At 73.2% G+C, this 7,661-nt stretch carries 7 protein-coding genes; 2 read left to right on the top strand and 5 right to left on the bottom strand.

The window, feature by feature from the left end:
- Positions 1 to 939: hypothetical protein (locus QM626_RS06315; protein ID WP_415075126.1), on the top strand; the 939-nt coding region annotated here is incomplete at its 5' end.
- Positions 940 to 1,058: 119 nt separating this feature from the next.
- Here the strand turns inward: QM626_RS06315 and hpf are convergent.
- The 5 genes from hpf to mtrA form a co-directional block, all read right to left on the bottom strand.
- The gene (hpf, locus tag QM626_RS06310; protein WP_415075120.1) at positions 1,059 to 1,721 is read right to left on the bottom strand and encodes a ribosome hibernation-promoting factor, HPF/YfiA family; all 663 of its coding nucleotides are present in this window, start codon (positions 1,719 to 1,721) and stop codon (positions 1,059 to 1,061) included.
- A gap of 120 nt (positions 1,722 to 1,841) precedes the next feature.
- A complete protein-coding gene (locus QM626_RS06305; RefSeq protein ID WP_415075118.1) occupies positions 1,842 to 2,492 on the bottom strand; it encodes a ComF family protein in 651 nt (216 codons plus the stop codon).
- A gap of 91 nt (positions 2,493 to 2,583) precedes the next feature.
- Positions 2,584 to 4,257, bottom strand: coding sequence for an LpqB family beta-propeller domain-containing protein (locus tag QM626_RS06300; protein WP_415075116.1), 1,674 nt, complete (start codon positions 4,255 to 4,257; stop codon positions 2,584 to 2,586).
- Positions 4,258 to 4,262: 5 nt separating this feature from the next.
- Entirely contained in the window at positions 4,263 to 5,921 is a 1,659-nt protein-coding gene (gene mtrB / locus QM626_RS06295; protein WP_415075114.1) for an MtrAB system histidine kinase MtrB, read from the bottom strand.
- A 3-nt stretch (positions 5,922 to 5,924) separates the two neighbouring features.
- A complete protein-coding gene (gene mtrA / locus QM626_RS06290; RefSeq protein ID WP_415075112.1) occupies positions 5,925 to 6,605 on the bottom strand; it encodes an MtrAB system response regulator MtrA in 681 nt (226 codons plus the stop codon).
- Positions 6,606 to 6,790: 185 nt separating this feature from the next.
- Here mtrA and aqpZ point away from each other — a divergent pair, with 185 nt between their 5' ends.
- A complete protein-coding gene (gene aqpZ / locus QM626_RS06285; RefSeq protein WP_415075110.1) occupies positions 6,791 to 7,594 on the top strand; it encodes an aquaporin Z in 804 nt (267 codons plus the stop codon).
- The last annotated feature ends 67 nt before the right edge of the window (positions 7,595 to 7,661 follow it).

Raw genomic sequence — 7,661 nt, 5'->3', positions numbered from 1 at the left:
CGCCGGGCGCCGGAGGTGCTGGCCGGCGTGCGAGCCGACGCGGCGCGGCTGCGCGACCGCATCCCCGCCGCCCGCGACATCGTCGCCCGCCTGTCGGGTCGTTACACGGCCGGTGCGCTGCGTCAGGTCGCGGACGGGCCGGACGAGGTCGAACAGGTGCTCGCCTTCGCCGAGCACAGTGCGGACGTCTCCGCCCGGCGGCGCGAAGGCGGTCGCGGCGAGGAGGCGAACCTCGCGCTGGAGGCCGCGACCGAGTCGGTGCGGCGGGCCGAGTCGATGCTGGACGCCGTCGAGGACTTCGAGATCGAGGCGCTGCGCGCCGAGTCGACGCTCGCCGACGTCGTCGCGGACTCCCGCGGGGACCTCGTCGCGGTGCGCGACGCGCCGCGCACCCCCGAGGTGACCGAGGCGGCGACCCGTCTGGCGGAGGCGCTGGCGGCGCTGCCGGCCGCCGGCGCGCTGACCGACCCGTTCGCGGACCTGTCGCGGCTGCGTGAGGCCAACACGGCCCTGGACGCCGCGGTCGCGAAAGCGCGTGCCCGCGCCGAGCGCCCGCTGCCCACGCCGGAGCAGGTCCGCCACGCCGTCGACGACGCCGATCACCAGATCGCCGTCGCGAGAGGTCTCATCGAGGGCCATCGCGGCTGGATCGGCGCGGACGCCCGCACCCGGCTGGCCGAGGCGCAGCGCACCCGGGGCGAGATCGCGGCGCTTGGCGACGAGGAGGAGTCCCGTGAGGCGGCGCTGCCGATGGCCCGTCGCGCCGGTCAGCTGGCACGGGAGGCGCTCGAGCTGGCCCAGCGCGACATCGACTCCTCCCGTCCGCCGCGCGACGACGGATGGGGCCGCGGACGCCGCGGCCCCGGCGGGGGCGACATCATGGGCGGCCTCATCGGCGGCGCGATCCTCGGCGGCCTCCTCGGCGACATCTTCGACTGACCGCTGCCCCGGCCCGGCGCAGACCGCGAGACCGCATCTGCGCGCCGAGACCGTGGGTGGATCCCACGGTCTCGGCGGCCAGATGCGGTCTCGCGGTCGAGGGGTCGCGCGGCGGCGGGCTACGACACCAGCGCGGCGGCGGGCTGCGCGAGCGTCGCGAGCGCGATCACGCCGTAGTCCCAGCCCTTGCGGCGGTAGACGACGCTCGGGTGGTCGGTGCGGGCGTCGATGAAGAGGAAGAAGTCGTGTCCGACCAGCTCCATGCGGTCGACGGCGTCCTCGACGCTCATCCACTCCGCCTCGAAGCTCTTGGTGCGGATGACGACGGGCGTGTACTCGGCTTCCTCGTCGTCCGCGATCACGGGAACCGCGCCGGTCGCGACGGCCTCCAGCGTGTCGACGGATGCCGGCTGCACGTCGATGCCGGCCAGCTCGCCGGTGCCCTTCGCGAAGTGGGCCTTGCGCGGATGGTTGCGGGCGTCGACGCGCTTCTCCTTCGCGCGCCGGATCTGCTCGCACAGCTTGTCGACGGCCAGGTCGAGGGAGGTGAACTTGTCGCCGTCGACCGCCTCGGCCCGCACGACCGGCAGCCCCTTGCCGGTGAGGGTGAGCTCGACGGTCGAGTCCTCCATGCGGCCGTTGTGATAGGCGCGATGGGTGACCTTCACATCGAGCTTCTCGGCACGCGGCGCGATGTTCTCGATGCGGGCGGACTTCTCTTCGACCACGGTGCGGAAACGATCGGTGATGCCGACCCCCACGCCGACGATGCTGGTGTCCATCCTTGACCTCCTGTTCCGGGCCGCCCGGCTCAGGGCGGACCATGTCGCCTCGGTGCCCCCACCGTAGCCCGCACCGCGCCCGGTGTCACGGACCGATCCACGGGATGACGAATGCGTTCGCTATGAGCGCCTGGCGCGCCGCGCCGTGGCCGCGACGGTGATCGCCGCGACCGGCTCGGCACCCGCCGCCCGCAGCGCGCGGATCGCCTCGGCGAGGGTCGCGCCGGTGGTCACGACGTCGTCGACGACCACGACGCGACGTCCCGCGGCAGCCGGCCTGGCCGTCATGCTGCCCGCGACGTTCGCCGCCCGCTCGGCCCGCCGCAGGCCGCGCTGGTCCCCGGTGGCACGCACGACGACGAGCAGGTCGGACGCCGGCAGCCCCGCCCGCTTCAGCAGCAGGTCGACGACCCGGTACCCGCGCCGGCGCATCGCCGGACGCGAGGTGGGCACCGGCACGTACAGCACCGGGCCGACGCCCGCCGCCGCCGCGGACGCCCGCAGCGCCTGCCCCAGCGGGCGGGCGAGGGCGGTGCGACCGTCCTGCTTCAACGTCCTCAGCGCTCGCGCGACGACACCGTCGTACCCCAGGGCGCTGTGCACCGGGATGCCGCCGGCGAGCGCACGGACCACGGGCCGCGGACGCAGCTCCGCCCGGCACCGCTCGCACAGCGCCGTGTCGGGCGCGCCGCAGCCGGCGCAGTCGACCGGCAGCAGGAAGGCTGCGGCATCCGCCGCCGCGTCGCGCCAGAACCGCCTCCACTCGCCCACCCGCCCAGGGTGGCGCGCGACGTGCCCGGCCCCGGACGCTCCGGCGATCCGGTGGACAACCGCTCCGCCGCGCGCACCTGGGGAGGAGAGGTCAGCCGGGGCTGCCCTGCTGCACGGCGAGCACTGTGACGCCGCTGGCGACCTCCACCCAGGTGGACGACCTGCGCATGTAGAGCGACCCGTCCGCGCCCAGCAGACGCACGCTGTCCGCGCTGTTGGCACCCGCCAGCGACACCGCGGAGACCGGCACCGAGAGCGTGTCGCTCGCCCCTCCCACGGGGGCGTCGAGGAACGTGCTGGTCGTTCCCGCCGAGACCACGCCCACCGATGCGTCGTCGAGCCACCCGACGTCCACGCCGCCGTACGGCAGCTGCGCGAGCACCACCGGCTCGCCCAGCGCCGTCGGCGTGCCCTCCGCGTCGCGGATGACGCCCGCCACCGCCAGCACCGTCGTCGAGCCGTACGAGAGCACCGCCGCCATCCGGGTGCCGTCGCGGGACACCTGCATCGAGCTGATGGCGGTCACGCCGCTCCACGCCCCCGTGATGGCGATCGTGGTGCCGGAGCTCGTGACCGCCTGCACCGCGGAGGGCGAGCCGGAGGGGACGGACCAGATGACCCCGGATGGATCGATCGTCGGGGCCAGGACGCCGGCGCGCGCGTCGACCACGCTCGTCGACCCGTCGGCGAGCACACGCACCACGCTGCCGCCCGCGAGCACCGCCGCGCTCTGCAGATCGGCCGCCGTCTGGATCGCCGAGGGCTCCAGCGCGACGATCGCGTCGGAGAGCCCCGTGATCGTGGTCAGCGTGCCCGAGGAGAGGAACCCGAACCCGGCGGCGGTGAGCACCAGCGGCCGGGTCGCGTCGACCTTCGTGGAGGCCGTGGTCACGGTCGCGGCGTTGATGGTCGAGCCGTCCACGAGCATCTGCACGCTCGTCACGCCGGCCGTCGCGAGACTGGCCGACAGCTGGGTCTGCATGCGTCGCAGCGTCAGATCGTCGGCGGTGAGCGCCTCCTCGCTGAGCTCGGCCTGCGCGACGCCGCCGCTGACCGGCACCGCCGGGGTGAGCGTGACTCCGGTGGGGAACGCGGTGACCACCGACGCCGTGAGCCAGCTCGCGGGCGTGCCGTTCACGAGCGCCGCCGCGATGCGGCTCGCCGCGTTCAGCGTCGGGAACCACCGCACGTCGGGCACCAGGTACGTCCAGGTGGGGTCGAAGTACATGACCTCGTAGGAGTGGAAGACGCTGGAGAACAGGTCTTCGTCCATCAGCAGCCCCGCCGGGGCGTCGACGATGCGCCACTGCCCGTCGCTCTGCTGCGCCAGCCGATACGTGAGGGTGATCGTGCCGCCGTCGGTCGGGGTGTACGTCCCGGCCGCGTCGACCGTGGCCACGGGCGTCACCTGCACGCTGACGGTGCCGTCGTCGGCGACGGTGTACTGGCGGTCGGCGAACACGTCGACCACGACGGAGGCCTGCGGGTTCCAGTCGGCGCGGTGGTCGGTGGCCAGGAAGGAGCGCGCGATGGCCCAGGAGCCGTCGGAGCTGGTGCCCTCCGGGCTGGACGCCGCGGTGATGAAGCCGTCGACGATCTGCTCCGGCGACGCCCCCGTCTGCGGGCCGTCCGGACGGAAGTCGAACGACGGCTCGTCGTCATTGCTCGTCGCCGGGTCCCCCGCCTGCACGGTGCCCGAGGTGGGAAGCCCCGCGCAGCCGGCCAGCGCGAGCGCCAGCACGACGCACACGGCAGCGCGCAGCATCCGTCTCATGAGTCCTCCCCCGCGACCACCGGCAGCTCGATCGGGGCCGTGCTGCCGAGCGCATCCGTGCCGGCGTTCGCCGGGTCGATCGGCACCGGCGGCACGAGGATCTGCGCGTCGGGCCGACGCGGCAGCGTCAGGACGAAGTTGCTGCCACGCCCCGGCTCGCTCCACACCGACAGCGTGCCGCCGTGCAGCTTCGCGTCGCCGAGCGAGATCGACAGCCCGAGGCCGGTGCCGCCGATGGTGCGCTTGCGGGACGGGTCGGCGCGCCAGAAACGGTCGAAGACGCGCTCGGCGTCCGCCGGGCGCATGCCGAGGCCATGATCGCGGACGCCGATGGCCACGGCGTCCTGGTCGCTGTCGACCGTGACCACGATCGGCCGGCCCTCGCCGTGCTCGATGGCGTTGCCCAGCAGGTTGCGGACGATGCGGCGCACGCGCCGCGGGTCCATGTCCACCGGGGAGTAGCCGCCCGGCGCGACCATGCGCACCTCGGTGCCGTGCTGCTCGGCCAGCTGCTGCATCGACGCGATCACGTCCTCGGCGAGGTGGGCGAGACTCGTGGCCTCCACCTCGAGGTCGACCGACCCCGCGTCGTACCGGCTGATCTCCAGCAGATCGCCCAGCAGCTCCTCGAAGCGCTGCACCTGCGCGTGCAGCAGCTCGGCGGCGCGCGCCGTGACCGGGTCGAAGCCGGCACGGTTGTCGTGGATCACGTCGGCGGCCAGCCGGATCGTGGTCAGCGGGGTGCGCAGCTCGTGCGACACGTCCGAGACGAACCGCTGCTGCACGAGCGACAGATCGGCCAGCTCATGGATCTGGGCCTGGATGCTGTCGGCCATCGCGTTGAACGACCGGCCGAGGGTCGCGATCTCGTCCTCGCCGTGCACCGCGACGCGCACGTCGAGCCGGCCGCGGGCGAGCTCCTCGCTGGTGTGCGCGGTCTCGCCGATCGGTGCCGTGATCGATCGCACGACGAACCAGCAGATGCCGGCGATGATGAGCACCAGCGCGATGCCGACGACCCACAGCGTGCCCTGGACGAAGCCGAGCGTCTGCGCCGCGGACTCCATGTCGTAGGCGATGTACAGCTCGTAGGCGCCGACGCCGGGGACGTTCAGCTGCTGCCCGACCACGATGCCCGGCACGGTCGAGCCGTCGTCGGCGGTCAGCGCGATCGACTGCCACCACTGCAGATCGGCATCGCTCTGCACCTTCGCGCGCAGGTCGGAGCTGATCGCGCTGTCCCAGTCGCCGCCCTGCGTGAACGGCACCGGGGCGTTGGCCGACGGGCTCGTGTCCACGCGCATCACGGCGATGCGGTCCGACCCCGCCATGCGGCTCAGCGCCGCCGAGACGCTCGTGAACACGTTGCGCACCTGGGCGGCATCGCTCTGCACCGAGGCGTCGAGGGTCTCCTGCGCGGCGGCGGTGGCCCGGCCCGCCGTGCTCAGCGCCTCATCGCGGCGCGACTCGAAGAGGTCGTTCTGGATGGCCAGCGCCATCCAGACGCACGCGACGAGGATCGCCAGGCTCGAGGCGACGACCGTGATCACGACGGTGCGGAAGCGCAGCGACCGCCGCCACAGTCTCCCGATCCGCCCCGGCCAGGTGCGCCAGTCGCGCAGCTCCTGCGCGAGCGCGGCCTTCCGGCCGGCCACGGCTCACACCACCGCGCCGGCGCGGTAGCCCACGCCGCGGACGGTCGTCACGATCTTCGGGTTGTCCGGGTCGGCCTCCACCTTGGCGCGCAGCCGCTGCACGTGCACGTTGACCAGGCGCGTGTCGGCCTTGTAGTGGTAGCCCCACACCTGCTCGAGCAGCATCTCGCGGGAGAACACCTGCTGCGGCTTGCTGGCCAGCGCCACGAGCAGCTCGAACTCGAGCGGCGTCAGCGGGATGGGCTCCTCCCCCCGGCGCACCTCGTGCGCGAGGACGTCGACGACCAGGTCGCCGATGCGCAGCGTCTCGGCCACCGCGGCCTGGGCGGGCCGCAGCCGGGTGCGGATGCGGGCCACGAGCTCCTTCGGGTTGAAGGGCTTCACGATGTAGTCGTCGGCGCCCGACTCGAGGCCTCGCACGACGTCGGCGGTCTCGGTGCGGGCCGTGAGCATGATGATCGGCACCCCGGACTCCGCACGGATGCGGGTGCAGATCTCGATCCCGTCCATCCCCGGCAGCATCAGGTCGAGCAGCACGAGGTCCGGGTTCTCGTCGCGGAACGCCCCGAGCGCGGCGTCCCCGTCGGCGCAGAACACGGCGTCGAACCCCTCCGCCGCCAGCACGATGCCGATCATCTCTGCCAGGGCCGGGTCGTCATCCACCACGAGGATGCGTGAACTCATGTGACGCGGGCTTCCTTTGCGACTCGGGCGCACAGTCGCGGACGACCGGCGGACACCCCGGTGTTCACAGTAGTCCACGACCCGTGCGACGCCCCGGAACGCCGCCTCCGGCGCGACCCGGGGGTGAAATCTCCTCAGCATTCTCCCAGGTACGCGCTATGGTGACCGCGAAAGGAGGAAGTTCCATGAGCAGCAACGACCCACGTCCCGAGGATCAGCTCCCCGAGACCCCGCTCGACCACACCCCCTCCCCGGAGGGCCCCTCCACCGGCAAGCGCCTCGCTGCCGAGGCGCTGGGCACCTTCGTGCTCGTGTTCGGCTCGATCAGCGCCGCCCTGTTCGCCGCGGACTTCGGCATCGGCGCCGGAGGCACCTCCCTCGGCATCGGCTTCGTCGGCGTCGCGCTCGCGTTCGGTCTCACCGTCGTGGCCGGCGTCTACGCCTGGGGGCCGATCTCGGGCGGTCACTTCAACCCCGCGGTGACGCTGGGCCTGGCCGCCGCGGGGCGCTTCCCGTGGAAGGACACGGTCGGCTACATCATCGCCCAGATCATCGGCGGCGCGGTCGGCACGAGCATCATCGTGCTGATCGGGCTGTCCGGACCCGACGGCTGGCTCAGCAGAGCACGAGCGAGCGGATTCGCCAGCAACGGCTTCGGCGACCAGTCCCCGGGCGGCTTCGGCATCGGCGCGGCGATCATCGCCGAGATCGTGTTCACCGCCGTCTTCGTGCTGGTGATCCTGGGAGCGACGCATGCGGCCCGGGGCACGAAGCTCGCGGGGCTCGCGATCGGCCTCACCCTCACCCTCATCCACCTCGCATCCATCCCGATCGACAACACGTCCGTGAACCCGGCGCGCTCGATCGCGACCGCGATCTACGGCGGCGGCGACGCCCTCGCCCAGCTGTGGGTGTTCATCGTGTTCCCGATCGTCGGCGGCCTGATCGCCGGGTTCGCGAACCGGGCGCTGTTCGACCGCGCGCGCTGACCCTCCCGCCGTCTCCGGTCCCGTCGAGGCGTCGGCGGCACCGGAGACGGCGGGGATGCGGGACGGG

The sequence above is a fragment of the Microbacterium sp. genome, assembly GCF_047606385.1.
Lineage (GTDB): Bacteria > Actinomycetota > Actinomycetes > Actinomycetales > Microbacteriaceae > Microbacterium.
This window is presented reverse-complemented; position numbering and strand designations above follow the sequence as displayed.